The following is a 24,585-nucleotide window of genomic DNA, read 5'->3' as shown; positions in this document are numbered from 1 at the left end:
CAGACGCGGGATGGAGCAGTCTGGTAGCTCGTCGGGCTCATAACCCGAAGGTCGTCGGTTCAAATCCGGCTCCCGCAACCAAACATCAGAGAAGGCCACTTGAAAAAGTGGCCTTTTTTGTTGGGCGCTGTTTGGCCCATAGCAGGTTTTTGTTGTAAATCAACAATTAAGCATTGACAGCATCTCCATACGCTGTAGAATCCGCCCCACAGACGCGGGATGGAGCAGTCTGGTAGCTCGTCGGGCTCATAACCCGAAGGTCGTCGGTTCAAATCCGGCTCCCGCAACCAAACAACAGAAAAGGCCACTTTGAAAAAAGTGGCCTTTTTTGCGTCTGGCGAAAAGTACCTTCCCCTCCTCTCCATGCCCTTGCGGCAGCATGAAACTTCTTTAACTATCCTGATGGGCGCGGATCGGCATGATCGCGAGTAAGATTCAGACATTATTTTTCCATAGGGATTGGTAACTTGGTCGGATACATCGTCCAGTCGCGCGCAATCCAAAAAGGTGATTGATGCGCCCACAAACGCCCGAAGCAGAAACCCCCGTTAGCGCCGCCCAGCCCATCGCCCCGCATCGCCTGCGCTGGCTGGAACTGCTCAGCCGGTATCGTCAGCCGATCGGCCTGGCGGTCACCCTGCTACTGTTCGGCATCGCCCTGATTGCCTGTCGCCATCTGCTCAGCGAGCTGGATATCTATGCCCTGCACGATTCGCTGCTGAGTGTGCCCAAGCCCGCCCTGGCCGGTGCACTGCTGGCCACGGTCGCAGGCTTTGTCATCCTGCTGGGCTATGAATGGTCAGCCAGCCGTTATGCCGGGGTCCGGCTGCCTTCAGCCACCCTGGCCATGGGCGGCTTCTGTGCATTCGCCATCGGCAACGCGATCGGGTTGTCGCTGCTGTCCGGCGGCTCGGTGCGTTACCGGTTGTACGCCCGCCACGGCATAGGCGGTGCCGAAGTGGCCCGCATGACGCTGTTTGCCAGCCTGTCGCTGGGCTGCGCGCTGCCGCCGCTGGCAGCGCTGGCCACCCTGAGCAACCTGCCCGCCGCGGCCATGGCGCTGCGCACGCCGGCCCCGGTACTGGCAGCCATCGCCGTCGCGGTACTGGGCCTGAGCATGGCCCTGGCCTACGGGCTGTACCGGCGTCGACTGCCGGAACAGCCGCTGGCCGACAACCTGCTGGTACGCATACGCCGACGCACACTGCGCCTGCCGGGCGCGCGCCTGACCTTGCTGCAGTTGCTGATCACCGCACTGGACGTGGCCGCCGCCGCCACGGTGCTGTACCTGCTGCTGCCCGAGGCTCCGCCCTTCGGTGCGTTCCTGCTGGTGTACCTGCTGGCCCTGGCTGCCGGTGTGCTCAGCCACGTGCCCGGCGGGGTCGGGGTCTTTGAGGCCATCCTGCTGGCCGCCTTCGCCGACCAGCTGGGGGCAGCGCCACTTGCCGCTGCGCTGCTGCTGTACCGCCTGATCTATGTCGTGCTGCCGCTGCTGGTGGCCTGCGTGGTCCTGCTGGCCAGCGAAGCCAAGCGCTTTCTGTTCGCGCGCCAGGCCATGAAGGTGGCCTCCGGGCTTGCCGCACCGGTACTGGCGATTCTGGTGTTCCTGTCGGGCGTGGTGCTGTTGTTCTCCGGGGCCACGCCTGAAATCGACACGCGCCTGGAGCACCTGGGTTTCCTGGTGCCGCACCGCTTGATCGATGCCTCGCACTTCGGCGCCAGCCTGATCGGCGTGCTGTGCCTGCTGCTGGCCCAGGGCCTGCGGCGGCGCCTGTCGGCAGCCTGGATACTCACCACCGTGCTGCTGCTGGTCGGCGCCCTGCTGTCGCTGCTAAAGGGCTTCGACTGGGAAGAGGCCAGCCTGCTGACGTTTACCGCCTGCCTGCTGGCAGTGTTCCGCGGTTCGTTCTACCGGCCCAGCCGACTGCTCGAGCTGCCCTTCTCGCCGGTCTACGTGGTGGCCAGTGCCTGCGTGATCGGCGCGTCGGTGTGGCTGCTGCTGTTCGCCTACCAGGACGTGCCCTACAGCCACCAGCTGTGGTGGCAGTTCACCCTGGACGCCGATGCCCCGCGCGGGCTGCGCTCATTGCTCGGTAGCGCGGTACTGCTGGTGATCGTTGCACTGACCTGGCTGCTGCGTACCGCACGCCCGACCATCCACCTGCCTACAGGTGACGAGCTGCAACGGGCCAACCGCATCCTGCAGAGCTCCGACCAGCCCGATGGCGGCCTGGCGCTGACCGGCGACAAGGCGTTGCTGTTCCACCCTCAGGATGACGCCTTCCTGATGTACGCCCGCCGCGGGCGCAGCCTGGTGGCGCTGTACGACCCGATCGGCCCGGCCCAGCGCCGCGCCGAGATGATCTGGCAGTTTCGCGACCTGTGCGATATCCATCACGCTCGACCGGTGTTCTACCAGGTGCGTGCCGAGAACCTGCCCTTCTACATGGACATCGGCCTGACCGCGATCAAGCTGGGCGAAGAGGCCCGCGTGGACCTGCTGCGCTTCGACCTCGACGCCAAGGGCAAGGAGATGAAAGACCTGCGCTATACCTGGAACCGCGGCGGGCGCGACGGCCTGAGCCTGGAGATCCACGAGCCCGGGCAAGCCCCGCTCGAGGAACTGAAGGTGATTTCCGATGCCTGGCTCGAAGGCAAGAACGTGCGCGAAAAAGGCTTTTCGCTGGGCCGCTTCAGCGCAGAGTACCTGCAGCACTTCCGCATCGCGCTGATTCGCTTCCAGGGCCAGCCGGTGGCCTTTGCCAACCTGCTCGAAACCCACAGCCGCGAGCTGGCCAGCCTGGACCTGATGCGCGCGCACCCGCAAGCACCAAAGCTGACCATGGAGTTTCTGATGATCGGCCTGATCCAACACTACAAGACGCATGGATATGCGCGCTTCAGCCTCGGCATGGTGCCGTTGTCCGGGCTGCAGCCGCGTCGCGGCGCACCTCTGACCCAGCGCCTGGGCTCGATGGTGTTCCAGCGCGGCGAGCAACTGTACAACTTCCAGGGCCTGCGCCGCTTCAAAGACAAGTTCCAGCCTGACTGGGAACCCCGTTACATGGCCGTACCCGCCGGGCTCGATCCCCTGGTGGCCCTGGCCGATACTGCCGCCCTGATTGCAGGCGGCCTGACCGGATTGGTGAAACGCTGATGATTCGACGCTACTGGCTTCATGTACTGGCCGCCCTGGTGCTGGCCCTGCTCGCGGCGGCCCTGGGCTTCTGGCTGTGGGCCCGCCCTGCCCCGCAACCGCACCTTGAACATTTGACCCTGGCCGATGGCAGCAGCCTGGTGCGGGTTACCCCAAGCACGCGAGGCAAGGACCTGGTGGCCGTGGCCGTGCCGCAGGACCAGGCCCTGAGCGACAAGCAACTGATCGACCTGAGCCAGAGTGCCCGCGCCCAGCTGGTACAGGTGATCCTGCCGCCGAGCGACTGCAACCTGCAGCAGCAGGCGCTGCAGCAGGCCTTGCAACAGTTGCAGGGCACGCCGACGCTGGTTGCCGGCATCGGCCCGGGAGCCGGGCTGGCCTGGAGCTGGCTGGCCGGGCAGACCAACGACAAGGCCCAGGCCATCTCCGTGGGGTTCAGCATCGAGCAGCCCGGCTGCAGCGCCGCGCTGCCCAAGTCGGCCGCCCATGGTCACTGGAACGTGGCCTGGAACGACAACCCGGATGACGCCAGCGCCGCCTTCGTGCGCGACCAGGCCAATGCACAGACCAGCATCAGCGATTACGACATCCACCTGCCCCAGGTGCTCAAGGCCCAGCTGACCCAGGCCCTGCTGGGCGTGGATGGCAATGCATTGAGCATTCCGGTGGTGGAGGTACCGGCCGGCCAGACCACCGACACCGTGACGCTGTTCCTGTCCGGCGATGGCGGCTGGCGCGACCTTGACCGCGACGTGGCGGGCGAGATGGCCAAGCTGGGCTACCCGGTGGTGGGCATCGATACCCTGCGCTACTACTGGCAGCACAAGACACCGGAGCAGAGCGCAGTCGACCTGTCCGAGCTGATGCAGCACTACCGCCAGAAGTGGGGCACCAAACGCTTCGTACTGACCGGCTATTCATTCGGTGCCGACGTGCTGCCGGCGATCTACAACCGCTTGCCACCCGAAGACCAGAAGCGCATCGATGCGGTGATTCTGCTGGCGTTCGCGCGCAGTGGCAGTTTCGAGATCGAGGTCGAGGGCTGGCTGGGCAATGCCGGCAAAGAGGCGCCAACCGGGCCTGAGATGGCCAGGATGCCGCCGAGCAAGGTGCTGTGCATCTATGGTGAAGAAGAGGCCGATGAAAGCGGCTGCACCGACCATACCGCCGTGGGTGAGCGCGTGAAGCTGCCCGGCGGGCACCACTTCGACGAAAACTACCCGGCCCTGGCCAAGCGCCTGATCAGCGAGATCGAAACGCGCCAGGGAAAGTCCAGCGTCGCTGAACAGTAGAAGCCTCGCCGGCAAGGCCGGCTCCTGCAACGGATCGCATCCTGCAGGAGCCGCCTTGGCGGCGAAAGGCCCCGCTAGATCTCCACCTGCGTACCCAGCTCGATCACCCGGTTCAATGGCAGGTTGAAGAACCTCAGGTTGCCGTTGGCATTCTTCAGCAGGAAGGCAAACAGCACCCCACGCCAGCGCGACATGCCCACCAGCTTGGATGCGATCACCGTCTCGCGGCTGAGGAAGTAGGTGGTGCGCATGGGGCTGAAATCCAGCTCGTCCAGGTGACACAGCTTCAACGCCGCCGGCACGTCCGGCTCGTCCATGAAGCCGAAATGCAGGATCACCCGGTAGAACCCCTCGCCATACCCCTCCACCTCGAAACGCCGCTGTGGCGGTACCCGCGGTGAATCCTCGTTGACCACGGTGAGCAACACCACCTGGCGGTGCAGCACCTGGTTGTGCAGCATGTTGTGCAGCAGCGCATGGGGCACCGCGTCCGAACGTGCGGTCAGGAACACCGCCGTACCTTCCACACGGTGCGGCGGCTGCACGCGGATGCTGGCGATGAACACCGGCAATGGCAACGCGCCCTCATCCAGGCGCTCCACCAGGATCTGCTTGCCGCGCTTCCAGGTGGTCATCAGGATGAACAGCGCAATCCCTGCCAGCACCGGGAATGCCCCACCCTGCAGCACCTTGGGCACGTTGGCGGCAAAGAACAGCCCGTCGACGAACAGAAAGCCCAGCAGTACCGGTACCGCCAGCAGCGGTGGCCACTTCCACAGCAGCAACATCACCGCCGAAACCAGGATGGTGGTGATCAGCATGGTCCCGGTTACCGCGACGCCATAGGCCGACGCCAGCGCGCCGGAGGACTCGAAGCCAAGCACCAGCAGGATCACCCCGACCATCAGCGACCAGTTGACCGCCCCGATGTAGATCTGCCCCTGCTCGTCGCTGGAGGTGTGCTGGATCTGCATGCGCGGCACATAACCAAGCTGGATGGCCTGGCGGGTGAGGGAGAAGGCCCCGGAAATCACCGCCTGGGAAGCGATCACGGTGGCCAGGGTGGCCAGCCCGACCAGCGGCACCAGCGCCCAGCCGGGGGCCAGCAGGTAGAACGGGTTGCGTGCCGCTTCGGGGTTCTCCAGCAGCAATGCGCCCTGACCGAAATAGTTGAGCACCAGCGCCGGCAGCACCAGCGCGAACCAGGCCCGCGCGATCGGTTTGCGGCCAAAATGCCCCATGTCGGCGTACAAGGCCTCGGCCCCGGTCAGCGCCAGCACCACGGCGCCCAGAATCGCCACGCCCATGCCGGGGTGGACGATGAAGAAGCGCACGGCCCAGATCGGGTTGAGCGCCTGCAGCACTTCGGGGCGCTGGACGATGCCGTGCACGCCCAGGGCCGCCAGCACCACGAACCAGGCCACCATCACCGGCCCGAACAGAATGCCGATGCGCGCGGTACCGTGCTTCTGGATCAGAAACAGCGCCACCAGCACGACCAGCGCCACCGGTATCACCCAGTGATCGATGCCATCGAACGCCAGTTGCATGCCTTCGACCGCCGACAGCACCGAAATCGCCGGGGTGATCATGCTGTCGCCATAGAACAGCGCCGCACCGAACAAGCCGAACACCACCAGCAGCGCACGCAACCTGGGATAAGGTGCAGCCGCTCGTCGGGCCAGCGCGGTCAGGGCCATGATGCCACCCTCCCCCTGGTTGTCCGCGCGCAGGATGAACAGCACGTACTTGATCGACACCACCCAGATCAGCGACCACAGGATCAACGCCAGGATGCCCAGCACACCATCATGGTTGACCGGCACCCCGTAGCCGCCGGAGAAGACTTCCTTGAGGGTATACAAGGGGCTGGTACCGATATCGCCGTATACCACCCCGACTGCCGCCACCAGCAGGCTCAGCGGCTTTGCCGCCGTATGCCCGGCATTGGCCTGACTGCTTGCCTGAACCATCAACCACTCCCGCAACCAAGACCCAGAGGCCGGCGAAATTCGCGCCAGGCGCTATCATTTTTGCAACCCGTCGCAGCGTGCCGAACGCAGCGCTGAACGACGCGGGAGCGATGGCGCGAAGCATAGCGCAGCGTTCGTCGCATTTCTGCTAGTCAAGCGCGTTGTGCCTCGCTAGAATTGCGCACTTTTTGATCAGAGGCGCCCCAAAGCGCCCGTCAGGGCTGCCACCTTCGCGTGCCAAGCAGCCCCTCTACACCGAGGTTAACCATGTCCACCACCGCCACGCCCACCACGCCAAAGGTCGGCTTCGTTTCCCTGGGTTGCCCCAAAGCCCTGGTCGATTCCGAGCGCATCCTGACCCAGCTGCGCATGGAAGGCTATGAAGTCGTGCCCACCTACGAGGATGCCGACGTGGTGGTGGTCAACACCTGTGGCTTCATCGACTCGGCCAAGGCCGAATCGCTGGAAGTGATCGGCGAGGCCATCAAGGAAAACGGCAAGGTCATCGTTACCGGCTGCATGGGTGTCGACGCCAACAACATTCGCGACGTGCACCCCAGCGTGTTGTCGGTGTCCGGGCCGCAGCAGTACGAGCAGGTAGTCAACGCCGTGCACGAAGTGGTGCCACCACGTCAGGACCACAATCCGCTGATCGATCTGGTGCCGCCCCAGGGTGTCAAGCTGACCCCGCGTCACTACGCCTACCTGAAGATTTCCGAAGGCTGCAACCACACCTGCAGCTTCTGCATCATTCCGTCGATGCGTGGCAAGCTGGTCAGCCGCCCGGTGGGCGAGGTGCTGAGCGAGGCCGAGCGCCTGGTCAAGGCCGGCGTCAAGGAGCTGCTGGTGATCTCCCAGGACACCAGCGCCTACGGCGTCGACGTCAAGTACAAGACCGACTTCTGGAACGGCCGGCCGGTCAAGACGCGCATGCTCGAGCTGTGCGAAGCGCTCAGCAGCCTGGGCGTGTGGGTGCGCCTGCACTATGTGTACCCGTACCCGAACGTCGATGACGTGATCCCGCTGATGGCCGCCGGCAAGCTGCTGCCGTACCTGGACATCCCGTTCCAGCACGCCAGCCCCAAAGTGCTCAAGTCGATGAAGCGTCCTGCCTTCGAAGACAAGACCCTGGCACGCATCAAGAAATGGCGCGAACAGTGCCCGGAGCTGATCATCCGCTCCACCTTCATCGTCGGCTTCCCCGGCGAGACCGAGGAAGACTTCCAGTACCTGCTCGACTGGCTCACCGAAGCCCAGCTCGACCGCGTCGGCTGCTTCCAGTACTCGCCCGTCGAAGGCGCACCGGCCAACGACCTGGACCTGCCCGTGGTTCCTGATGACGTCAAGCAGGACCGCTGGGATCGCTTCATGGCCCACCAGCAGGCCATCAGCAGCGCACGCCTGCAACTGCGCATCGGCAAGCGCATCGAAGTGCTGATCGACGAAGTGGAGGAGCAGGGCTCGGTGGGCCGCAGCTTCTTCGACGCCCCGGAGATCGACGGCAATGTGTTCATCGACGGCGACCACGGCTTCAAGCCGGGGGACAAGGTCTGGTGCGTCGTCACCGATGCCGACGAATACGACCTGTGGGCCGAGCCTGTCTGACGCTTTGCGGCCTGGAAAAGCCCTGCCATCATGGCGGGGCTTTTTATTGGACTATCGTGTCCAGTACGGACACCCCAGGAGACCCTGCGATGCGCGCGCATTCCACCGTGCAAACCCCTAGCCCCCACGACTACCCTCGCCTGCTGCAGGTATGGGAAGCCTCGGTACGTGCCACCCACGATTTTCTCCCCGACAGCTACATCGTGCTGCTGCGTGAACTGGTGCCCAAGTACCTGGATGCAGTGATGCTGATCTGCTGCAAGGACAGCCAGCAACGCATCACCGGCTTTGCCGGTGTAGCGGCCGGGCGTGTCGAAATGCTGTTCGTCGACCCGCAGTATCGCGGTCAGGGCATCGGCAAGCAGTTGCTGCGGCATGCCATCAATGAGCTGAACGCCGATGAGCTCGACGTCAACGAGCAGAATCCCCAGGCCATCGGCTTCTATGCCAGCCAAGGCTTCGAAGTCATCGGGCGCTCGGAAAAGGACGGCATGGGCAAACCCTACCCCCTGCTTCACCTCAGGCTAGGTCGTACACAGTCTGCGAGCACGGGCTGAAGGACGCTGTAAGGCCGATCCGAAAATCATCCCCTCACGGCATTAATAGCCGCCCGGCACGAATGTAGCCGGGCCTTCGCTCGCCCGGGCGGTTACAATGGGCGCCTTTCCCTGTGCCACGGCCGCCGTCATGTCTGAACCCATTCGTCTTTCCAAACGCCTTATCGAACTGGTCGGCTGCTCCCGACGGGAGGCCGAACTCTATATCGAAGGCGGTTGGGTGACCGTTGACGGCAACGTCGTCGACGAGCCACAGCTCAAGGTCGACGGCCAGGTCGTCGCCCTGCTGCCGGGCGCCAAGGCCGAAGCCCTGGAACCGGTAACCCTGCTGCTGCACCAGGCCGCCGACCAGGACAGCGAAAGCGCTCGCCTGAGCATGACCCCGGCCACCTTGTCCGAGGCCCACGCCGAAGGGCATCGCCCGCTCAAGGGCCACTTTGCCCGGCTGACCTGCGTCGCCGAGCTGCAACAGGGCGCCAGCGGCCTGCAGGTGTACAGCCAGGACTGGCGTGCCGTGCGCAAGGTCACCTCGGACCTGGCCAAGCTGGAGCAGGAGTATGTGGTCGAGGTCAGCGGCGAGATGGTTGCCCATGGCCTCGAACGCCTTAACCGCGGTTTCACCTGGAAGGGCCAGGAATTGCCCCGCATCAAGGCCAGCTGGCAGAACGAGACGCGCCTGCGCATGGTGCTGAAAAACCCGACGCCGGGGCTGATCGAACTGCTGTGCCGCAGTGTCGGTGTCAGCGTGGTCAGCATGCGCCGTATCCGCCTGGGCGGCGTGGCCATGAGCAAGCTGCCGCTGGGCCAGTGGCGCTACCTGTCCAGCAAAGAAAAATTCTAGGCCTCGCCACTCGGGCGTTGCCACTTGATCAGGATTGTCCAATGATTCACAACGATGTGCTGCGCAGCCTGCGCTACATGCTGGATATCAGCGATGCCAAACTGGCAGAGATCACCCGCATCAACGGTTTTGACGTCAGCGATGCCGACATTGCCAGCTACCTGAAAAAAGACGAGGAAGAAGGCTTCGTGCGCTGCCCGGATGAGGTCATCGCGCATTTTCTCGATGGCCTGGTGGTGTTCAAGCGTGGTCGCGACGAGAGCCGCCCGCCTCTGCCGGTCGAACTGCCGGTCACCAACAACATCATCCTGAAAAAACTGCGGGTGGCCTTCGAGCTCAAGGAAGACGACCTGCATGCCATTCTCAAGGCGGCGGATTTTTCGGTATCCAAGCCTGAACTCAGCGCCCTGTTCCGCAAGGTCGGCAACAGCAACTACCGCCCCTGTGGCGACCAGTTGCTGCGCAACTTCCTCAAGGGCCTGACCCTGCGAGTGCGTGGCTGATTCGATCATGGCCTACAGTGTCGAGCCGGTCGGCTACGTGCGCTCCTGCTTCAAGGAGAAGTTCGCCATCCCGCGCCAACCGCAGCTGGCTCCGGCTGCGCGCGGGGTGCTGGAGCTGGTATCGCCTTTCGATCAGGGGGAAGCGGTTGCCGGGCTAGAGCAGGTCAGCCACGTGTGGCTGCTGTTCCTGTTTCATCAGGCCCTGGAAGAGAAGCCGCGCCTGAAGGTGCGCCCGCCGCGCCTGGGCGGCAACACGTCGATGGGCGTGTTCGCCACCCGCGCCACCCACCGGCCAAACGGCATCGGGCAGTCGGTGGTGAAGCTGGAGGGCGTCGAGGCCGGGCGACTGCTGCTGTCGGGCATCGACCTGCTGGACGGCACGCCGGTCATCGATATCAAGCCCTATGTACCCTATGCCGACAGCGTAGCCGGGGCGGTCAATCACATGGCCAGCGCCCCGCCTGCGCCGATCACGGTGCAATGGAGCAACTCGGCACTGCAGCAGGCCCATGCGCATGCGCTGCGTCTCGCAGAGCCATTGGTAGAGCTGATAGAACAATGCCTGGCACAGGATCCACGCCCGGCCTATCAGGTGCCCCCGGTCGAGCGCGTGTACGGGGTCAGGTTCTGGGATGTGGAGGTACGCTGGCACTACCCTCAGCTGGATACGATCCGGGTGCTGGAGGTGGTGCGCGAGGCGTAGGGCCGGCGCCCGCGAGGTCGCAGGAACGCAGCGCCGGCGAATGCCGCACCACAAATCCAGGGCAAAAAAAAACGCAGACCACGGTCTGCGTTTTTTACTGGTACTGCCTGCTTACTTCTCGACGAACGCACGCTCGATCAGATAGTCACCTGGCTCGCGCATGCGCGCGGAGACTTTCAGGCCGAAGCTGTTCAGGACTTCGCTGGTTTCATCCAGCATGCTCGGGCTACCGCAGATCATCGCACGATCGTCCTGCGGGTTGATCGGCGGCAGGCCGATGTCGCTGAACAGTTTGCCGCTGCGCATCAGGTCAGTCAGGCGTCCCTGGTTCTCGAACGGCTCGCGGGTGACGGTGGGGTAGTAGATCAGTTTTTCACGCAGCGCCTCACCGAAGAACTCGTTCTGCGGCAGGTGCTCGGTGATGAACTCGCGATAGGCCACTTCGTTGACGTAGCGCACACCGTGGACCAGGATCACTTTCTCGAAGCGCTCGTAGGTTTCCGGGTCCTGGATGACGCTCATGAACGGTGCCAGGCCAGTGCCGGTGCTCAGCAGGTACAGGTGCTTGCCCGGGTTCAGGTCATCCAGCACCAGGGTGCCGGTAGGCTTCTTGCTGATGATGATCTCGTCGCCTTCCTTCAGGTGCTGCAACTGCGAGGTCAGCGGGCCGTCCGGCACCTTGATGCTAAAGAACTCCAGATGCTCTTCCCAGTTAGGGCTGGCGATCGAATAGGCGCGCATGAGCGGGCGGCCGTTAGGCTGTTGCAGGCCGATCATCACGAACTGACCGTTCTCGAAGCGCAGGCCCGGGTCGCGGGTGCACTTGAAGCTGAACAGGGTGTCGTTCCAGTGATGAACACTGAGGACACGTTCGTGGTTCATGTTGCTCATGTACGGGGGCTCCTGAAAAATAACGCAGCGCTGACCGTGAGCGCGATTGCGCGATAGTTTAGTGCGAGCGACAATATCTGTTAAATGAATTATCAAGATATGTCTTATCGGTTATATAGATATGCGATTTACACTGCGTCAACTTCAGGTCTTCGTGGCCGTCGCGCAACACCAGAGCGTCTCCCGTGCGGCCGGGATACTGGCGCTGTCGCAGTCGGCTGCGAGCACCTCCATCACCGAGCTTGAACGGCAATCCAGCTGTCAGCTGTTCGATCGTGCCGGCAAGCGCCTGAGCCTCAATGCACTGGGGCACCAGCTGCTGCCCCAGGCCGTGGCCCTGCTCGACCAGGCCAAGGAAATCGAGGACCTGCTCAACGGCAAGTCCGGCTTCGGCTCTCTGGCAGTGGGCGCCACACTGACCATCGGCAACTACCTGGCCACCTTGCTGATCGGCAGCTTCATGCAGGTTCACCCGGAGAGCCAGGTCAAACTGCATGTACAGAACACCGCCCATATCGTGCATCAGGTCGCGCACTATGAAATTGATCTGGGTCTTATAGAAGGCGATTGCAACCACCCCGACCTGGAGGTTCAGCCCTGGGTCGAGGACGAACTGGTGGTGTTCTGCGCGCCGCAGCACCCCTTGGCGCTCAAGGGTCGCGCCAGCCTTGAGGAACTGACCCATGAAGCCTGGATTCTGCGCGAGCAGGGTTCAGGCACGCGCCTGACCTTTGACCAGGCGATGCGCCACCATCGCTCGACACTCAACATCCGCCTGGAGCTGGAACATACCGAAGCGATCAAACGCGCGGTGGAATCAGGGCTCGGGATCGGCTGCATTTCACGTCTGGCGCTGCGCGATGCGTTTCGTCGCGGCAGCCTGGTGGCGGTGGAAACCCCCGACCTGGACCTGGCGCGGCAGTTCTACTTCATCTGGCACAAGCAGAAGTACCAGACCTCGGCGATGCGCGAGTTTCTGGAGTTGTGCCGCAACTTTACCGCCGGGGTACGACGCAGCGACGAAATCGTGCTGCCGCACATTGCCTAGAGCAGAATCACCGCCCACACCACCGCCACGATGCTCAACGCCACGAACTGGGCAGCACTGCCCATGTCCTTGGCGTTCTTGGACAACGGGTGGCGGTCCAGGGAAATACGATCGATCGCGGCTTCCACGGCAGAGTTGAGCAGCTCGACGATCAGCCCCAGCAGGCACACCGCGATCAGGATCGCGCGTTCGGCACGGCTTACATCCAGCCAGAAGGCGACCGGGATCAGTACCACGTTGAGCAGCACCAACTGACGAAACGCCGCTTCGCCGGTAAAGGCGGCGCGCAGGCCGTCGAACGAATAGCCGGCGGCGTTGAACACTCGTTTAAGGCCGGTCTGGCCCTTGAAAGGCGACATAGAAAGCCACTTGAACCCAATGAGGAGCGATGCAGGCTAGTGCACGCCGAGTCAAAAAAGCGTGAAGGCCAGTGGCCTTAACTCGTTGAAACCGATTCCAATTGTTGCAGCAACAACGCGGCCTGGGTGCGCGTACGCACGCCCAGCTTGCGGAAGATAGCGGTGACGTGGGCCTTGATGGTGGCCTCCGACACACTCAGCTCATAGGCAATCTGCTTGTTCAGCAGGCCTTCGCACACCATGGTCAACACGCGGAATTGCTGTGGGGTAAGGCTGGCCAGGCCCTCGCTGGCGGCCTTGGCTTCAGCGGACACATCGATCTTCTCGAAGGCTTGCGGCGGCCACCAGACATCGCCATCGAGCACTTTCTTGACCGCGTCCTGAATCTGCTCCAGGGGGCTGGATTTTGGGATAAAACCACTGGCACCGAATTCTCGGGACTTTACCACCACGGCCGCCTCTTCCTGGGCCGAGACCATCACCACCGGGATTTGCGGATACTGACCGCGCAGCAGCACCAGCCCCGAGAAACCATAGGCACCGGGCATGTTCAGGTCCAGCAGCACCAGGTCCCAGTCGTTTTTCTCGGCCAGGCGGGTTTCCAGTTCGGCGATGCTTGCCACCTCAACCAGTCGAACGTCCGGACCAAGGCCCAGGGTAACGGCCTGGCGCAGCGCACTGCGAAACAGCGGGTGGTCATCGGCAATCAGGATTTCGTATGTGGCCATCGATCTAATGATCCTGTTCTGTGCAGGCGCAGCCAGCGTGGGGGCGCCTGGCGGGGCAGCTCAAGGGCATCGGGCGGCAGTGCCGGAAGCCAAAAAGGCACGTCGGGGCCAGGAAAACAGCATTCAAGCCTTCGTCGTGCCCGAATCGGCGCCAAGGATGCCGAGCCCGGACCGGGTGGTCAAGTTCAAAGCCCGGTGGTTGTCTCGTAGCTCATGGCGCCAGTGCACACATTATGAAGCAAAGTGACGTACTTGCCCCTTGAACTATAGGAAGGGCCGCAGTTTTTGGTGCACGGCATCGTCTTCATCCAGCACAAGCCTGTTCTTGGCACCCAGATAATGGGTGCTGAATACGTCCAGATAGGCATCCAGTGCCTGCGAGGCCTGCTGATCATCGGCCAGTTCCAGACACATGGCTGCCACTTCAGCGGTACAGAAATGGTCGTCGCGCCGCGAGCGGCGCAATGTGTAGCGCGAGATCTGTTCAGGCTGCAGATTGAGCACCGGGAACCGTTCCAGGTACGGGCTTTTGCGAAACATCTTGCGGGCTTCGGGCCACGTGGCATCCAGCAGAATGAACAGCGGGCGCTTGCCCGACGCTGGGGCGACGCTGCTGACCACTCGCTCCGGCGCCACGAACTCACCCGGGAAAACGATGTAGGGCTGCCACTGTGGATCATCGAGCAGCGCCTGCAACTGTGCATCCATCGCCTTGCGCTCCCAGGCAAACGCCGTGGTGTCACCGATCACGTCGGCAATCAGCCAGCCCGTGTTCGTAGGCTTGAGGGGTTCGGTGTCATGCATGAGCAGGCAAATGCCCGAGTGCGCCTGCACCCGCGGGCGCCAGGCACACAGACAGTACTCGGGGATTACCCGGCAGCCGGGACAGCGTGGCGCACGCGAGCCGCGCGCGACGAAGGGTTTGACACTGCGCGCCAGGCGCTCGGCGCGCAGGCGCGAGACGGCATGGCTCATGACAGGGCGCAACGGTGGCAATGGGGATGGCAATAAAGGCAGGGCACGACGCAGGCTCAGCGAGACTAAAACCCCGGCAGTTTACCAGAGCCCGCCTCCACTGGCCGTATTTGCCGTGCAGCGTTGCGCGCTACTCCCTTATAATCTCCAGCCTGTACAGACCTGCCAGTACTGCCATCGCGCCTGTGACGGAACACTGCGCGCAATGACCGGTCAAATCGCCAGTTATCGAACCAGGAGAGATTCATGCTGCGTTTCATTGCCCCATCCTTGAGCCTGTTGCTTGCCCTGCCGTTGGGCGCGCATGCCGTCTCCAAGCAAGAGTACGCCCTGAACCAGAAGCTTCAAGAAGTCGCCAAGGAAAGCAGCGTGGGTACCCCTCGGGCAATCAACGAAGACATCCTCGATCAGGGCTACACTGTCGAAGGCAACCAGTTGATCAACCACCTCAGCGTTCGCGCCGGCCATGCACAAAAAATGCAGCAAAACCCGGAAGTCATGCGCGGCCAACTGGGAGACAGCGTGTGCCGTAACACCGGCTTTCGCCAGTTGATGGACCGCGGTGCCGTGCTGACCTACCGTTTCACCGAGTACAAGACCAACCGCCCGGTGATCGACCAGTCGTTCAACAAGGCCAGTTGCGTTTCCGGGCAGAAGAAGAAGTAACCAGCGTTCTCTGTTGCGCCGCTGCTCGCCATCGGCGCGCAGCTCAGCGATCAAGGCCTGAATGTGACGCGTACTCTACGCACGGTCACTACAGGCCTTGTCACTTCAGGCCCCGGTTGTTGGCCTGTACTGCGCAGTTCGGGCCCGGCTTGTCCGCCCGGCTCCCACCTGAACATCATGTACAGCCCATTGCCTGCCGCGTCCTCGCGAGCCCACGATCGACACCGGCATAACCCTGCGACAAGGTCTAGATTTATAGCCAGGACCTTTCACTTTGCGGACAAGCAGAGGGGCCTGACCGATGTGCGGCCAGGCCGAAGGTTTTGCTGCAAAAGGAGAAGTTGAATGCCGTACCAGACCAACGAATTGCTAGCCAACCATTTCAAGAACAATGCAATCGACCTGACCCACCTCGAACAACAGCTCAACCTGGTCGCCCCCAACAGCCCCAACCTGCCACTGTATCGGGACATGATGCTGACCGTGTTGCGCATGGCGCACGATGACAGCGACCGCTGGAGCGCCAAGATCACCCTGCAGGCACTGCGTGAACTCGACCACGCCTTCCGTGTGCTGCACCAGTACAAGGGGCGACGCAAGGTCACCGTGTTCGGCTCGGCACGCACCCCGGTCGAACACCCCATGTATGCCCTGGCCCGCGAGCTGGGTGCGACCCTGGCGCGCTCGGACCTGATGGTGATCACCGGGGCCGGGGGCGGCATCATGGCTGCGGCTCACGAAGGCGCAGGCGTCGACAACTGCCTGGGCTTCAACATCACCCTGCCCTTCGAGCAGCACGCCAATGCCACGGTGGATGGAACGGACAAGTTGCTGCCGTTCCACTTCTTTTTCATTCGCAAGCTGTTCTTCGTCAAGGAAGCTGACGCGCTGGTACTGTGTCCGGGCGGTTTCGGCACCCTGGACGAGGCCCTGGAAGTGCTGACACTGATCCAGACCGGCAAGAGTCCGCTGGTGCCGGTGGTACTGCTCGACTCACCGGGGGGGACCTTCTGGCAGGATGCACTGGACTTCATTACCCGCCAGCTCGAAGGCAATCGCTACATCCTGCCGAACGACCTGAAGCTGGTGCGCCTGGTGAACAACGCCGACGATGCGGTAGCGGAAATCAACCAGTTCTACAGCAACTACCACTCCAGCCGCTGGCTGAAGAACCAGTTCGTGATTCGCACACACCACCCGCTCAGCGAAGCGGCCCTGCTCGACATCCAGCAGTCCTTCGCCGACCTGCGCCTGAGTGGCGACTTCCATCAGCACGCCTACGCAGGCGAGGAGCATGACGAGGCACAGTTCAGCCACTTGTCACGCCTGGCTTTTGCCTTCAATGGACGCGATCAGGGCCGCCTGAGAGAGCTGGTGGACTTCATCAACCGCTCGGAAAACTGGGCAAAGCCTCAGCACAATGAAGCCCCGCAACGGGCACGTGAACCCCTCAAGGTCACCTGAAAAGCCACACCGTGAACATGCCTGGCCTACCCCCTTTCGGGGTCGGCCATCGCTCAATCGTCCAGGCTGCGACCACTCAGCACACGACCGACCATCTCCATGGAAAAACCACGGTAGACCAGAAAACGGGTTTGCTGTGCGCGACTGCGCGGATCGGAGGGCAGTTGCCCGGAAAACTTGCGTTGCCATACATCGATCAGCAGGCTTTGCCAGTCGATGCCGCACTCACGCAAGGCCTGTTCGATATCACTACGCTGCAAACCGCGCTGACTGAGCTCTTCACGGATACGCGCAGGGCCATAGCCCGAACGGGAGCGGTAACTGATGAAACTTTCGAGATAGCGCGCTTCGCTGAGCAGGCCCTCTTCCGTCAGACGGTCGAGTTCCTGGTCGATCAATTCGAGCTCAGCGCCGCGCTGACGCAACTTGCGCGTCAGCTCGACACGACCATGCTCGCGTCGCGCGAGCAGGTCCATAGCTGTCCGCCTTACGGCGACGGGGGTATCGAGTACGACGGACATGGTCTATCTGCAAATCAGAAGTTGGCGTCGGCGTCAGCGTCGACCAGATCATCTTCAGGTTCTGCAGCAGCCGTTTTACCAGCAGCCGCAGCAGCTGCAGCTTCAACACCACCGGTCAGCAGCTTGTCACGGATCTGCTTCTCGAGGGTCGCGGCGATTTCCGGGTTCTCTGCCAGGAACTTGGCGGAGTTGGCTTTACCCTGACCGATCTTGCTGCCCTGGTAGCTGTACCAGGCACCGGCTTTTTCGAGGAAGCCGTGCAGCACGCCCAGGTCGATGATCTCACCGTTGCGGTAGATGCCCTTGCCATACAGAATCTGGAACTCGGCCTGGCGGAACGGCGGCGCCACCTTGTTCTTGACGATTTTGACGCGGGTTTCGCTGCCGACCACTTCGTCGCCTTCCTTCACCGCGCCGGTACGGCGGATGTCCAGACGTACCGAAGCGTAGAACTTCAGCGCGTTACCACCGGTGGTGGTTTCCGGGCTGCCGAACATCACGCCGATTTTCATGCGGATCTGGTTGATGAAGATCACCAGGCAGTTGGCGTTCTTGATGTTGCCGGTGATCTTGCGCAGTGCCTGGGACATCAGGCGAGCCTGCAGGCCCACGTGCATGTCGCCCATTTCGCCTTCGATCTCGGCCTTGGGTACCAGGGCCGCCACGGAGTCGACGATGATCACGTCGACAGCGTTGGAGCGCACCAGCATGTCGGTGATTTCCAGGGCCTGCTCACCGGTGTCCGGCTGCGAGACCAGCAGGTCGTCGACATTGACGCCCAGCTTGCCGGCGTACTCGGGGTCGAGGGCGTGTTCGGCGTCGACGAATGCGCAGGTGGCGCCGGCTTTTTGTGCCTGGGCGATCACCGACAGGGTCAGCGTGGTCTTACCCGACGACTCAGGACCGTAGATTTCGACGATACGGCCCTTTGGCAGGCCGCCGATGCCCAGAGCAATGTCCAGACCCAGCGAGCCGGTCGAGATTGCCGGAATCGCCTGGCGATCGTGATCGCCCATGCGCATGACCGCGCCTTTACCGAATTGACGTTCGATCTGACCCAGGGCCGCAGCCAAGGCACGCTTCTTGTTGTCGTCCATTGAAGTCCTCACGTAATCATCGATAGGGCCTGACGGCCACAACACCTGTATAAGTAGCCAGTATTATTCCACAGGGTTTTCTTTCCGCCTACCCCCGATTTGCGATTTACTCTGCGCCAAGCTGTAACAAGCCCTCTAGGGCGGCGATTACCGTTTGTCGGCGCACCGCATCGCGGTCGCCATCGAAGTGCCGGCGCTCGCTGGCCACACGCGCACCGTCGCCCCAGGCCAGCCATACAGTGCCCACCGGTTTGGCCGGCGAGCCGCCATCGGGCCCTGCCACACCGCTGACCGCCACGGCAAAGCGTGCCCCGCTGGCAGCCTGGGCGCCGCGCACCATGGCTTCGACCACTTCCTGGCTGACCGCACCGACCTGCGGGAACAGTGCCTGGTCTACCCCCAGCTGGCGAGTCTTCTGGGTGTTGGAGTAGGTCACGTAGCCCGCTTCGAACCAGGCCGAACTGCCAGGAATACGTGTGATGGCCTCGGCGATACCACCGCCGGTGCAGGACTCGGCCGTGGTGACTTGGGCATTGTAACGGCGCAGGTGTTCCCCCAGCCGGGCAGAAAGTGCGGTGATCGGGTCCATGGCAGGCTCCTTGAAGGTCTGGCGCCTACCCTACACCAGCTATCGGCGTGGCTGAACACTCAAGGTGTGAGCGCGCGTATGTAACCCTGGCAGGCGCGCAGGGCGATCAGTCCGGCGTCACCGGCATCGGTGATGGCGATAATTCGTCGAGCATGCGCCGGGTCAAGTCGGGCGCGTGGGGCGCCATGATCCAGGCTGCCGGCGCCGGGGGCGGCAGGCAGGTCGGGGGTGGCGTCGCGGTCGAGAAGGACCGACAACCGCAGATCAGCAGTAGCCAGCCGATCACGCAAGCGTGCCTGAGCCTGTTGTGCATCGAGAAGCTCCTGATAATGGGTGTTGTCGTTCAAGTCCAGCTGGCGCTCCAGCACATGGCGTTGCTGGCGTTCGCCCTGCAGCTCGGCGGCAGCACGCTCGGCCAGTTGCTGGCGTTCGAATGCCCAGGCCTGTTGCTGCTGCGCCAGCTGGCGGCCCAGGCGCCAGCCCTGGACCTGCCAGGTCAATGCGCAGGCCAGCAGCACCAGGCTCAGCAGCACGCCAGCGTGCAAGCGGTTCAACACAGCACCTCGCGGGCGCGGGCCCAGAGTTTGAGGCGATCCTCCAGGCCATTGAGGCCACCGTTGATATGCCGCGTGATGCGGTTGAACTCACCGCGGTCGGCCAGCGCGTTAAGCCCGCGCGAGTGCCAGAACCAGGCAGCCGACTCGGCGGCCCAACGCGGTTGCTCGAGCAACTGCGGCAACTCCAGCAGACGCTCGTCGCCAAACAGCGCCATGCTGCAGGCGCGGTAATTGTTGCGCCCTGTAACCTGGATCAGCCCCCTGCCGCAGTACCGCTGACCGTCGCCGTCCGCCTCCGGCGTGTTGCCCAGGCGCAGGGCCAGGGCGCCGGTGTCGTAACGGGACAGGTAGCGATCGCTGCCCAGCTCCTTCACGTAACGCAGGTGGCCCGACTCGTGGCCGATCTGCGCGAGGAAGGCGGCAATGCGTCGGGGGTTGTCGATTTCCCAACGGGCCATGGCAGTGTTCAGGGCGGGTACAAAAATGCCGGCATTGGCGCCGGCACCGGGAAGAATCTGCATCAAGTTCTGCTGAGTGATGACCATCATCATTCTCCAAAATGCATAGGGGTTCAGGCCTGTCCGGCCTTGAGCGAACGACCGGCATTACCCTGCCCGCCCTTGGCCCTGGCCTTGCCTTGCTTGCCGCCATTGCACTCGACCGTGGTGCTCCACCCGGACGCGCTGAACACCTGCTCGATCGACTCGATCAGGTACTCGCCATCGAGGCCAGGCTTGAAGCCCTGGGCGTCGAGGATGCGTTCGACGAACAGGTCGGTGCGGCCCGGCATTTCCAGGCGCAGGCTGGCGGTGCTGCGGTTGAGCGCCGCCAGGCGGGCCTTGGCGGCCTGCTCGGCAGCGCTACGGTTGGGGTACAGGTGGCGGTCGGTGTGCACAGGCGACAGGCCGTCGGGCGCGTCGTCGTTGGGCAGGTCGACCACGCTCTGCTGGCCGGTCTTGCTGTCCAGATGACGCGTTTGCACGGCCTTGTGGGTGCCTTTGTCGGTCATGCGAAACTGCCAGCTGCGCACATCGCCACGGCTGATCATGACGTTGCCAAGGGCCTTGCCGCTGGCGCTCTTGCCGGCCTGGCGCGGCATCACCAGCAGCGCGCCGTTCGCTACCTTGGCGGTGCAGTCGAACAGGCGCCCCAGGCGGGTGATGAAGTTGAAGTCCGACTCGTTGAACTGGTCGATGCGCGGTATGCGCAGCGTCACCGGGCACGCTGGCTGCCAGCCATTGCGCGCGGCGATGTCGCGCACGATCTGCTGCAGGGTGACGTTCTCCCAGCTGCCGCTGCGGGTGGTCTTGCCGCTGCCGCGCATGTCGCTGGCCTTGCCTCGGATCACGATGCTGTCGGGCGGCCCGGACAGCTCCACCTCATCCACGGCGTAGCGCCCCAGGCGGGTCAATGCCTGGCCGGCGTAGCCCAGATGCACCTCGATGAAGGCACCGCGTGCCGGCAATGCCACCTCGCCGTCGCGATCGTCGATACGCAATTCGAACTCGTCCGAGTCCATGCCCGGCTTGTCGGTGGTACGCAGCGACAGCAGGCGATCATTGATCAGCGCGGTGATGTCCTTGCCATCGGCCACGATGCGAAACACAGGTTGCATGGTTGCTGCTCCAGAAGGGCCTGCCCGCGCACGCAGCGCTGGCAGGCAGGGGGGGCGCGCCAGCTCAGTCCCACAACTGCAGCAGGGCCTGGCGGGCGGGCGTCAATGCGGGCAGCCTGATGAGCACCCCGGCACCAAACGGCTGCGCCTGGTCGGCCAGGCCCTGGTTGGCATCGAGTACCGCTTCGACGCTGCCGTTGAGGTGCCCGTAGTAGTGCTGGCAGAGGCTGTCGAGCAGATCGCCGTCAGAGGTTCTGCAGATCATCGCCATAGCTCACGAACTCCAATGAAAAGCCTTGTTTGCGAGGAATGCCGCCAGCCACCAGGCTGCTCTGGTCCTCCTCGATGCTGGTCAGGCACCAGTTGCCCAGTACCTCGCCGTAGCCGGTGGTCAGGCTCAGTGGCTGCAATTGCCGACCGATGCTGCGCAGCGCCTGCAACTGGCCGAGCCCGCTTTTGGCACCGGGAAAGATCGTGCCCTTGAGGGTGATGCGCTCTTCGCCCAGCCCCACCGCCTGCTGCGCCGGGTGGCGGCTCAGGCGCTCCTGGCCCGCCCAGCGAAAGCCGCTCTGGCGACGCAGTTCATCGAAGGTCGCGGTGTCGAGGTTGAAGTAGTAAGGCTGCGCCTGCGCCTGCAACGACTGCAGAATGAGCAGGTGCGGGAACGGCTTGACCACCTCGGCTGCCGGCGTGACCGACGGCGCGAAACTGCCGGTGGGCAGCAACGTGCCCAGCGACGGGCTGATGCGACCCGCCACCTTGTTGATGGCTGCGGCAGCCTTGGCCGCCTTCTGCTCGAATATGACGATGCGCTCCTGCACCAGCGCAACCTTGGCCACGGCGCGGCTGTAACGGCCCAGCACCTTGTCGACGCCCTGCTGCGCCCGGTTGATGGCGCGCATCGTGCGTTGCAGCCTGGCGCCGATCAGCGGCCCGACGTAGGGGATGTCCTCGAGCGCGGCAGCGGCTTCGGCGATATCGCTGATGGCGCCGGTCATGGGCTCCAGCATCTCGTCGGCACTGCGCCGGCCCGCCTCCCCCGCTGCGATCAGCGCCCGCAGGGCCAAGTGCAACTGGTCCATGTAGGTCATGGCAGCTCCTTATACAAATGTGGGGTCGGCCAGTTGCCGCATCGAAGCCTGACGGGTCAGTTCGAGGAACTGACGTCGAATGATCGGCTCGATGTTCATCGCCAACTGGGCCGGGTCGGTGACACTGCCCTGCACGGTGATGGGCATGTTCGGGGCGAAGGTGATCTGTTGGGCAATCGGCTGCGGCGCAGGGCTGATCGAAGGTGGTGCAGGCGGCAACGACAGAATTGTCATCGGCTCGCCAGCGCCGGGATTCATCGAACGAGCGACATCGCCCAGCGACTTGGACAAGTGAGTGGGTTCGCCAGCAGGAGGCTTGGCAGCATCGTCGTCTGCAAACCACTTCTTGGCTAACGAGGAGCCCCACTCGCTGAACACAATACCCCCGATCACCGAACCGATCGCAGGACCGATGACAGGAACGAAAGCGCCCAGCGCAGCCCCGGCCAGTGCGCCACCAAAACCGCCCACTGCCCCACCATATCCCTCGGCCTTCTGCTCGGTGGTTTCTGCAGTGAGGAAGGTCTTGCCGAACTTGTAGATGGCCTCGACGGCTGCGGGCGCTCGAGCGGCCTTGATCGCCGGAACAGCCTTGCCGAGGTAACCTTTGATGCTTTCCCAGCGCCCAACCGGAGCAGATGAAGGTCGGCGCCTGGAGGGGCTGTTCTTTCTTCCCCCTCTACCCCTTCTCGAAGTTATCGCGCCGCAGCAAAAGTCCTGGGCATTGACGACAAACACCCGTTGCGGCGCCCTTGCGCCTTTGGGAGCGTCGCCACCCAGCACGCCAGCCTTCCGTGGCCCTGCCCTGAAATCACTGGCAACAGCGATGATACCGATGGGCTGCGGCCCCTTTGCCGGGGGCCCGGTATCATCGCTCCCCGCCATCCTCCTGCTGAGCGGGTCGGATACCCGACCCGCCGCAGGTGTCCCATCGGTTGGCAGAGATGCAGGCGCTGCAGTCTCCAGTGAAGCAGCCGCAGTTGCCCCTGCGGGTGCCTGCGGTGCCGCTTGCGATCTGATGTTTACGAATACCCTGGCGGGCTTCGATTGCGAAAGCCGGCGCGCAACATCGGCGACCTGGAAACTGATCACCTGCAAGTGCCCGTCGATGCTCTTCAACAATGTCAGCCTGTGCCGGGAGCCCTGTGTTTCAGCAGCCTGTACGACGCCCCCGGTCTTTGCTTGAGTTCTCGCGCCTGGCGGGTCACCAGGAGCGCTGTCGAGCATCCCGTTGCCCAGCGTCTCGTGCCCGAGCGGGTACAGGTCGCCCTTGCCTTCGCTGCTCAATTGCCTGAGTTGCCGGATCCGCGCCTCAAGCAGCTTGAATGATGCGCCGATCGTCGAACTGACCGAGGCGCCGATAACCAGTTTCAACGCTAACGCGTTTGCCATACGGTCCCCCTGTGCGTGCAAAACCGGCTCACTCCGTGAGCCACCAGACCATGTCGTTGAACGACATGGTCATGATCTCGGTGGCAGAAAAATTCAGCTCACGGGCAAGCCGCCTGGCGGCCACCTTCTGAAGGGAGGGGTCAAAGCTCGTCGTCTTGCACCAGGCGAAAATAGCCCGCCTGCAGGCGGCCATAGTCCTTGAGCGCGAGGCCCTCCAGGTCCTTGATGCCCACCTCGGCGAGGGAGGCGAACAGGTTCAGCTCACGCTGCTCGTCGTCGCCGCTGCCGGCCGACTGAGCCGCACGAATGTCGCGTACCGTAGGCGAGCGCAACGACAGGCTGTCGACCTTGATGCCATTGGCTTCGCTCGGCCGGGTCAGCGCCACCACCACGCCGTCGGCGCTCAGCTTCATCCAGCTGGGGATCTTTGCTTGGGTCATGAGAAGTCCTTACAGGCCCAGGGCCGAACGTTGTGCCGCGAGCTGGTCGACGCCGTCGATCACGCGCTTCATGCCGATGGGGTCGATCTCGTAGATCAGGCGTCCGCCGACTTCCAGCTTGTAGTAGGTGACGGCGACGGTGTGCTTGACCTCGGCCTTGTCACCGGCCTTCCAATCGCCCATGTCGACTTCCTTGAGCGCGCCGCGCAGGGTCACGATCACCGGGGTGACAGCGCCCTTGAGGCCCTTGAAGGCACCGCGGAAGGTGCCGTTGAACGCAGAACCATCGGCCAGGCCGAAGAACTTCAGCGACTCACGGCGCACGCCGGTAGTGGTGAAGCCGGCTTCCTGCTTCTCCATGCCCATGTCCATCTCGATGGGCATGTCCATGCCGCCCACCCGGTGCTCTTCCATTTTCAGGGTGAGCTTGGGCAGGGTCAGGCTGGTGACATCGCCCTGGAAGCTGGTGCCATCGACGAAGAGGTTCAGGTTCGCCAGGGTTTCGGGAATCATTGCCATTG

Annotated in this window: 26 protein-coding genes and 2 tRNA genes; 12 read left to right on the top strand and 16 right to left on the bottom strand. The window is 63.3% G+C overall.

The annotated features are described in order from the left end of the window. The first annotated feature begins 4 nt into the window (after window positions 1-4). From NJH59_RS14380 to NJH59_RS14365, 4 genes are all read left to right on the top strand, one after another. Window positions 5-81 (top strand) — tRNA-Met (locus NJH59_RS14380). A 132-nt stretch (window positions 82-213) separates the two neighbouring features. Then, window positions 214-290, top strand: a tRNA-Met gene (locus tag NJH59_RS14375). 224 nt (window positions 291-514) lie between these two features. Then, window positions 515-3,157: a bifunctional lysylphosphatidylglycerol flippase/synthetase MprF gene (gene mprF, locus NJH59_RS14370; protein ID WP_043864255.1), complete on the top strand. Its 2,643-nt coding sequence runs from the start codon at window positions 515-517 to the stop codon at window positions 3,155-3,157. Beyond that, entirely contained in the window at window positions 3,157-4,449 is a 1,293-nt protein-coding gene (locus NJH59_RS14365; protein WP_043864256.1) for an AcvB/VirJ family lysyl-phosphatidylglycerol hydrolase, read from the top strand. The genes mprF and NJH59_RS14365 overlap by 1 nt, the downstream gene beginning before the upstream one ends. 74 nt (window positions 4,450-4,523) lie before the next feature. On the opposite strand, the gene NJH59_RS14360 is transcribed toward NJH59_RS14365, so the two are convergent. Further along, on the bottom strand, window positions 4,524-6,422 hold the full coding sequence (locus tag NJH59_RS14360; RefSeq protein ID WP_043864257.1) for a potassium transporter Kup: 1,899 nt from the start codon (window positions 6,420-6,422) through the stop codon (window positions 4,524-4,526). A gap of 267 nt (window positions 6,423-6,689) precedes the next feature. On the opposite strand from NJH59_RS14360, the gene rimO reads away from it, so the two are divergent. From rimO to tsaA, 5 genes are all read left to right on the top strand, one after another. Then, entirely contained in the window at window positions 6,690-8,027 is a 1,338-nt protein-coding gene (gene rimO / locus NJH59_RS14355) for a 30S ribosomal protein S12 methylthiotransferase RimO (protein ID WP_058541505.1), read from the top strand. A gap of 89 nt (window positions 8,028-8,116) precedes the next feature. Next, a complete protein-coding gene (locus NJH59_RS14350) occupies window positions 8,117-8,584 on the top strand; it encodes an acetyltransferase (protein WP_043864259.1) in 468 nt (155 codons plus the stop codon). Window positions 8,585-8,714: 130 nt separating this feature from the next. Next, window positions 8,715-9,425 (top strand): rRNA pseudouridine synthase, encoded by a 711-nt coding sequence (locus tag NJH59_RS14345; protein ID WP_088514533.1) that lies wholly within the window; start codon window positions 8,715-8,717, stop codon window positions 9,423-9,425. Between the two features lie 41 nt (window positions 9,426-9,466). Beyond that, on the top strand, window positions 9,467-9,928 hold the full coding sequence (locus NJH59_RS14340) for a DUF1456 family protein (protein WP_043864260.1): 462 nt from the start codon (window positions 9,467-9,469) through the stop codon (window positions 9,926-9,928). Window positions 9,929-9,935: 7 nt separating this feature from the next. Then, complete coding sequence (tsaA, locus tag NJH59_RS14335; protein ID WP_253086910.1) at window positions 9,936-10,631, top strand: tRNA (N6-threonylcarbamoyladenosine(37)-N6)-methyltransferase TrmO; 696 nt, start codon at window positions 9,936-9,938, stop codon at window positions 10,629-10,631. 111 nt (window positions 10,632-10,742) lie between these two features. On the opposite strand, the gene fpr is transcribed toward tsaA, so the two are convergent. Then, a complete protein-coding gene (fpr, locus tag NJH59_RS14330) occupies window positions 10,743-11,522 on the bottom strand; it encodes a ferredoxin-NADP reductase (protein WP_043864261.1) in 780 nt (259 codons plus the stop codon). A 121-nt stretch (window positions 11,523-11,643) separates the two neighbouring features. Here fpr and NJH59_RS14325 point away from each other — a divergent pair, with 121 nt between their 5' ends. Further along, window positions 11,644-12,570, top strand: a complete 927-nt coding sequence (locus NJH59_RS14325; RefSeq protein ID WP_043864262.1) for a LysR family transcriptional regulator — start codon at window positions 11,644-11,646, stop codon at window positions 12,568-12,570. Here NJH59_RS14325 and NJH59_RS14320 read toward each other — a convergent pair. The 3 genes from NJH59_RS14320 to NJH59_RS14310 all read right to left on the bottom strand — a co-directional run bounded on the left by NJH59_RS14320 (window position 12,567) and on the right by NJH59_RS14310 (window position 14,632). Then, window positions 12,567-12,929: a diacylglycerol kinase gene (locus tag NJH59_RS14320; protein ID WP_054914977.1), complete on the bottom strand. Its 363-nt coding sequence runs from the start codon at window positions 12,927-12,929 to the stop codon at window positions 12,567-12,569. The two genes, NJH59_RS14325 and NJH59_RS14320, sit on opposite strands and share 4 nt — an antisense overlap. 77 nt (window positions 12,930-13,006) lie before the next feature. Next, complete coding sequence (gene erdR, locus NJH59_RS14315) at window positions 13,007-13,657, bottom strand: response regulator transcription factor ErdR (RefSeq protein ID WP_043864264.1); 651 nt, start codon at window positions 13,655-13,657, stop codon at window positions 13,007-13,009. A 264-nt stretch (window positions 13,658-13,921) separates the two neighbouring features. Beyond that, window positions 13,922-14,632 (bottom strand): tRNA-uridine aminocarboxypropyltransferase, encoded by a 711-nt coding sequence (locus tag NJH59_RS14310; RefSeq protein ID WP_210014256.1) that lies wholly within the window; start codon window positions 14,630-14,632, stop codon window positions 13,922-13,924. Between the two features lie 246 nt (window positions 14,633-14,878). Between NJH59_RS14310 and NJH59_RS14305 the strand changes: the two genes are divergently transcribed. Both NJH59_RS14305 and NJH59_RS14300 read left to right on the top strand, forming a co-directional pair. Then, window positions 14,879-15,298 carry a quorum-sensing-regulated virulence factor family protein gene (locus tag NJH59_RS14305; protein WP_043864266.1) on the top strand — a complete coding sequence of 140 codons (420 nt, stop codon included), beginning with the start codon at window positions 14,879-14,881 and terminating at the stop codon, window positions 15,296-15,298. A gap of 345 nt (window positions 15,299-15,643) precedes the next feature. Beyond that, complete coding sequence (locus tag NJH59_RS14300) at window positions 15,644-16,762, top strand: LOG family protein (protein ID WP_043864267.1); 1,119 nt, start codon at window positions 15,644-15,646, stop codon at window positions 16,760-16,762. Window positions 16,763-16,815: 53 nt separating this feature from the next. On the opposite strand, the gene recX is transcribed toward NJH59_RS14300, so the two are convergent. From recX to NJH59_RS14245, 11 genes are all read right to left on the bottom strand, one after another. Next, the gene (gene recX, locus NJH59_RS14295) at window positions 16,816-17,283 is read right to left on the bottom strand and encodes a recombination regulator RecX (protein ID WP_043864268.1); all 468 of its coding nucleotides are present in this window, start codon (window positions 17,281-17,283) and stop codon (window positions 16,816-16,818) included. A gap of 14 nt (window positions 17,284-17,297) precedes the next feature. Continuing rightward, window positions 17,298-18,380 carry a recombinase RecA gene (gene recA, locus NJH59_RS14290; RefSeq protein WP_043864269.1) on the bottom strand — a complete coding sequence of 361 codons (1,083 nt, stop codon included), beginning with the start codon at window positions 18,378-18,380 and terminating at the stop codon, window positions 17,298-17,300. Window positions 18,381-18,486: 106 nt separating this feature from the next. Continuing rightward, window positions 18,487-18,969, bottom strand: coding sequence for a CinA family protein (locus NJH59_RS14285; RefSeq protein WP_253086909.1), 483 nt, complete (start codon window positions 18,967-18,969; stop codon window positions 18,487-18,489). Window positions 18,970-19,028: 59 nt separating this feature from the next. After that, window positions 19,029-19,523 carry a lysis system i-spanin subunit Rz gene (locus tag NJH59_RS14280; protein ID WP_054914981.1) on the bottom strand — a complete coding sequence of 165 codons (495 nt, stop codon included), beginning with the start codon at window positions 19,521-19,523 and terminating at the stop codon, window positions 19,029-19,031. Further along, complete coding sequence (locus NJH59_RS14275) at window positions 19,520-20,071, bottom strand: glycoside hydrolase family 19 protein (RefSeq protein ID WP_054914982.1); 552 nt, start codon at window positions 20,069-20,071, stop codon at window positions 19,520-19,522. Before NJH59_RS14275 ends, NJH59_RS14280 begins: the two co-directional genes overlap by 4 nt. A 26-nt stretch (window positions 20,072-20,097) precedes the next feature. Beyond that, window positions 20,098-21,141 (bottom strand): phage late control D family protein, encoded by a 1,044-nt coding sequence (locus NJH59_RS14270; protein ID WP_058541501.1) that lies wholly within the window; start codon window positions 21,139-21,141, stop codon window positions 20,098-20,100. 64 nt (window positions 21,142-21,205) lie between these two features. Continuing rightward, on the bottom strand, window positions 21,206-21,412 hold the full coding sequence (locus NJH59_RS14265; RefSeq protein WP_253086908.1) for a tail protein X: 207 nt from the start codon (window positions 21,410-21,412) through the stop codon (window positions 21,206-21,208). Beyond that, on the bottom strand, window positions 21,387-22,232 hold the full coding sequence (locus NJH59_RS14260; protein ID WP_253086907.1) for a phage tail protein: 846 nt from the start codon (window positions 22,230-22,232) through the stop codon (window positions 21,387-21,389). Before NJH59_RS14260 ends, NJH59_RS14265 begins: the two co-directional genes overlap by 26 nt. 9 nt (window positions 22,233-22,241) lie before the next feature. Beyond that, window positions 22,242-23,624, bottom strand: coding sequence for a hypothetical protein (locus tag NJH59_RS14255; protein ID WP_253086906.1), 1,383 nt, complete (start codon window positions 23,622-23,624; stop codon window positions 22,242-22,244). 140 nt (window positions 23,625-23,764) lie between these two features. Next, on the bottom strand, window positions 23,765-24,064 hold the full coding sequence (locus tag NJH59_RS14250; RefSeq protein WP_043864277.1) for a phage tail assembly protein: 300 nt from the start codon (window positions 24,062-24,064) through the stop codon (window positions 23,765-23,767). Window positions 24,065-24,073: 9 nt separating this feature from the next. Beyond that, window positions 24,074-24,583, bottom strand: a complete 510-nt coding sequence (locus tag NJH59_RS14245) for a phage major tail tube protein (RefSeq protein ID WP_043864278.1) — start codon at window positions 24,581-24,583, stop codon at window positions 24,074-24,076. Window positions 24,584-24,585 lie beyond the last annotated feature (2 nt).

The sequence above is a fragment of the Pseudomonas sp. VE 267-6A genome (genome assembly GCF_024126555.1).
Classification (GTDB): domain Bacteria; phylum Pseudomonadota; class Gammaproteobacteria; order Pseudomonadales; family Pseudomonadaceae; genus Aquipseudomonas; species Aquipseudomonas palmensis.
The sequence above is the reverse complement of the archived record's forward strand: the minus strand, read 5'-3'. Positions and strand labels throughout refer to the sequence as shown.

Excerpts from the sequence above, each read along its gene's own strand:
- mprF (WP_043864255.1), top strand. The coding sequence starts at position 515 with ATGCGCCCACAAACGCCCGAAGCAGAAACCCCCGTTAGCGCCGCCCAG.
- NJH59_RS14365 (WP_043864256.1), top strand. The coding sequence starts at position 3,157 with ATGATTCGACGCTACTGGCTTCATGTACTGGCCGCCCTGGTGCTGGCC.
- NJH59_RS14360 (WP_043864257.1), bottom strand. The coding sequence starts at position 6,422 with ATGGTTCAGGCAAGCAGTCAGGCCAATGCCGGGCATACGGCGGCAAAG.
- rimO (WP_058541505.1), top strand. The coding sequence starts at position 6,690 with ATGTCCACCACCGCCACGCCCACCACGCCAAAGGTCGGCTTCGTTTCC.
- NJH59_RS14350 (WP_043864259.1), top strand. The coding sequence starts at position 8,117 with ATGCGCGCGCATTCCACCGTGCAAACCCCTAGCCCCCACGACTACCCT.
- NJH59_RS14345 (WP_088514533.1), top strand. The coding sequence starts at position 8,715 with ATGTCTGAACCCATTCGTCTTTCCAAACGCCTTATCGAACTGGTCGGC.
- NJH59_RS14340 (WP_043864260.1), top strand. The coding sequence starts at position 9,467 with ATGATTCACAACGATGTGCTGCGCAGCCTGCGCTACATGCTGGATATC.
- tsaA (WP_253086910.1), top strand. The coding sequence starts at position 9,936 with ATGGCCTACAGTGTCGAGCCGGTCGGCTACGTGCGCTCCTGCTTCAAG.
- fpr (WP_043864261.1), bottom strand. The coding sequence starts at position 11,522 with ATGAGCAACATGAACCACGAACGTGTCCTCAGTGTTCATCACTGGAAC.
- NJH59_RS14325 (WP_043864262.1), top strand. The coding sequence starts at position 11,644 with ATGCGATTTACACTGCGTCAACTTCAGGTCTTCGTGGCCGTCGCGCAA.
- NJH59_RS14320 (WP_054914977.1), bottom strand. The coding sequence starts at position 12,929 with ATGTCGCCTTTCAAGGGCCAGACCGGCCTTAAACGAGTGTTCAACGCC.
- erdR (WP_043864264.1), bottom strand. The coding sequence starts at position 13,657 with ATGGCCACATACGAAATCCTGATTGCCGATGACCACCCGCTGTTTCGC.
- NJH59_RS14310 (WP_210014256.1), bottom strand. The coding sequence starts at position 14,632 with ATGAGCCATGCCGTCTCGCGCCTGCGCGCCGAGCGCCTGGCGCGCAGT.
- NJH59_RS14305 (WP_043864266.1), top strand. The coding sequence starts at position 14,879 with ATGCTGCGTTTCATTGCCCCATCCTTGAGCCTGTTGCTTGCCCTGCCG.
- NJH59_RS14300 (WP_043864267.1), top strand. The coding sequence starts at position 15,644 with ATGCCGTACCAGACCAACGAATTGCTAGCCAACCATTTCAAGAACAAT.
- recX (WP_043864268.1), bottom strand. The coding sequence starts at position 17,283 with ATGTCCGTCGTACTCGATACCCCCGTCGCCGTAAGGCGGACAGCTATG.
- recA (WP_043864269.1), bottom strand. The coding sequence starts at position 18,380 with ATGGACGACAACAAGAAGCGTGCCTTGGCTGCGGCCCTGGGTCAGATC.
- NJH59_RS14285 (WP_253086909.1), bottom strand. The coding sequence starts at position 18,969 with ATGGACCCGATCACCGCACTTTCTGCCCGGCTGGGGGAACACCTGCGC.
- NJH59_RS14275 (WP_054914982.1), bottom strand. The coding sequence starts at position 20,071 with ATGGTCATCACTCAGCAGAACTTGATGCAGATTCTTCCCGGTGCCGGC.
- NJH59_RS14270 (WP_058541501.1), bottom strand. The coding sequence starts at position 21,141 with ATGCAACCTGTGTTTCGCATCGTGGCCGATGGCAAGGACATCACCGCG.
- NJH59_RS14265 (WP_253086908.1), bottom strand. The coding sequence starts at position 21,412 with ATGGCGATGATCTGCAGAACCTCTGACGGCGATCTGCTCGACAGCCTC.
- NJH59_RS14260 (WP_253086907.1), bottom strand. The coding sequence starts at position 22,232 with ATGACCTACATGGACCAGTTGCACTTGGCCCTGCGGGCGCTGATCGCA.
- NJH59_RS14255 (WP_253086906.1), bottom strand. The coding sequence starts at position 23,624 with ATGGCAAACGCGTTAGCGTTGAAACTGGTTATCGGCGCCTCGGTCAGT.
- NJH59_RS14250 (WP_043864277.1), bottom strand. The coding sequence starts at position 24,064 with ATGACCCAAGCAAAGATCCCCAGCTGGATGAAGCTGAGCGCCGACGGC.
- NJH59_RS14245 (WP_043864278.1), bottom strand. The coding sequence starts at position 24,583 with ATGGCAATGATTCCCGAAACCCTGGCGAACCTGAACCTCTTCGTCGAT.